The sequence below is a fragment of the Streptomyces polygonati genome, from assembly GCF_042650325.1.
Lineage (GTDB): Bacteria > Actinomycetota > Actinomycetes > Streptomycetales > Streptomycetaceae > Actinacidiphila > Actinacidiphila polygonati.
Map to the genome: position 1 here is coordinate 1 of NZ_JBHSBB010000043.1, position 1,790 is coordinate 1,790.

General features: G+C 67.4%; 2 protein-coding genes. Both read left to right on the forward strand.

The annotated features are described in order from the left end of the window. On the forward strand, positions 1-488 hold a 488-nt coding region (locus ACFO3J_RS32745; protein WP_386437431.1), incomplete at its 5' end, for a hypothetical protein. 145 nt (positions 489-633) lie between these two features. After that, positions 634-1,790, forward strand: a 1,157-nt coding sequence (locus tag ACFO3J_RS32750; protein ID WP_386437434.1) for a catalase, incomplete at its 3' end; no start/stop codon positions are given.

The following is a 1,790-nucleotide window of genomic DNA, read 5'->3' on the forward strand; positions in this document are numbered from 1 at the left end:
TCAATGATCATCTGTCCGGTGCCACCGCGGGCGTGGAGCTCTTCCGCCGGGCCGCGCAGAGCCAGCAAAACCAGCAGGACCAGCAGGGCCGGAGCGACGACACGCTGGCAGATCTGACCAGGCGGGTCGAGCAGGACCGCGACTCACTGCTGCAGATCATGACCGATCTCGGCATCACCCCCGATCGCTCGAAGATCGCGCTCGGCTGGCTGGCCGAGAAAGCCGGGCGCCTCAAGCCCAACGGCCACCTTTTCTCCCGCTCCCCCCTGAGTGACGTCCTGGAGCTGGAATCCATGCTTCTGGGCGTACGGGGCAAGGCAGCTTGCTGGCGCACTCTGCGCGCCCTCGCCGAGACCGACCAGCGTCTCTACACCGACCACCTGGACACCCTTGTGGAGCGCGCCGACCATCAGTGCGCGTCCCTGGAGGAGATGCGCCTGACCGCGGCCACCACGACATTCGGCACCGAACGTCCCACCGGTCGGTGATCCGGCAGCTCGCCCTGTCGTCCTTGCCCGGGAAGCAAAGGGCACGCCATCCGGCTCGACCTACTTTTGCCCTCTAACGTCGCTATTGTCCATCGCCGCTGTTCCCTCGCAGCGGCACAGTTCCATCCAATGATCGGAAATTCTGGTGAGCGAGAAGAAGAACCCCGTGACCGCAGCGGCGGACAAGGTGGCCGAGAAGGTGCAGGAGGCCGTGCACCCGGGAAACGAGCTCCCCGGCGCCCCCGGCCCGCAGGCACCGTCGCTGGAAGAGCCGACCGAGCCGGTCGGCCCGCTGCCGCCCAAGCACGACCAGAGCAGACCGGACACCTACAGCCCGACCGGTCAGAAGACGGGGATCGCCCAGAAGAAGGTGGCCCAGGGCGGGGACCGCCTGACGACCGCGCAGGGCGCGCGACTGTACGACACCGACCACTCGCTGAAGGCCGGAGCGCGCGGCCCGGTACTGCTCCAGGACCACCACCTGCGGGAGAAGATCACCCACTTCGACCACGAGCGGATCCCCGAGCGAGTGGTGCATGCCCGTGGCGCCGCCGCGCACGGCGTCTTCCAGGGCTACGGCAGCGCGGGGCAGATCAGCAAGGCGGCGTTCCTGGGCAAGGACGTCGAGACCCCCGTCTTCGTCCGCTTCTCCACCGTCCTCGGCTCCCGCGGTTCCGCCGACACGGTGCGCGACACCCGGGGCTTCGCGACGAAGTTCTACACCGCCGAGGGCGTCTTCGACCTGGTCGGCAACAACATCCCGGTGTTCTTCATCCAGGACGCGATCAAGTTCCCCGACGTCATCCACGCCGGAAAACCGCACCCCGACCGGGAGATCCCGCAGGCCCAGAGCGCCCACGACACCTTCTGGGACTTCGTCACCCTGCATACCGAAGCCACCCACCACACCCTGTGGAACATGTCCGACCGGGGCATCCCGCGTTCCTTCCGGATGATGGAGGGCTTCGGCGTCCACACCTTCCGGCTGGTCAACGCCGATGGTGCCACCACGCTGGTGAAGTTCCACTGGAAGCCGAAACTGGGCGTGCACTCCCTGGTGTGGGAGGAGGCCCAGATCACCAGCGGGATGGACCCGGACTTCCACCGCCGGGATCTGGCCGACGCGATCGAGGCCGGCGCGTTCCCGCAGTGGGAGCTGGGGGTGCAGACCTTCCCTGACACCGAGGACCAGATGTTCGAGGGCATCGACCTGCTGGACCCGACCAAGATCGTGCCCGAGGAGCTCGCCCCGGTGCGGCCGATCGGCCTGATGACGCTCAACGCCAACCCCTCGAACTACTT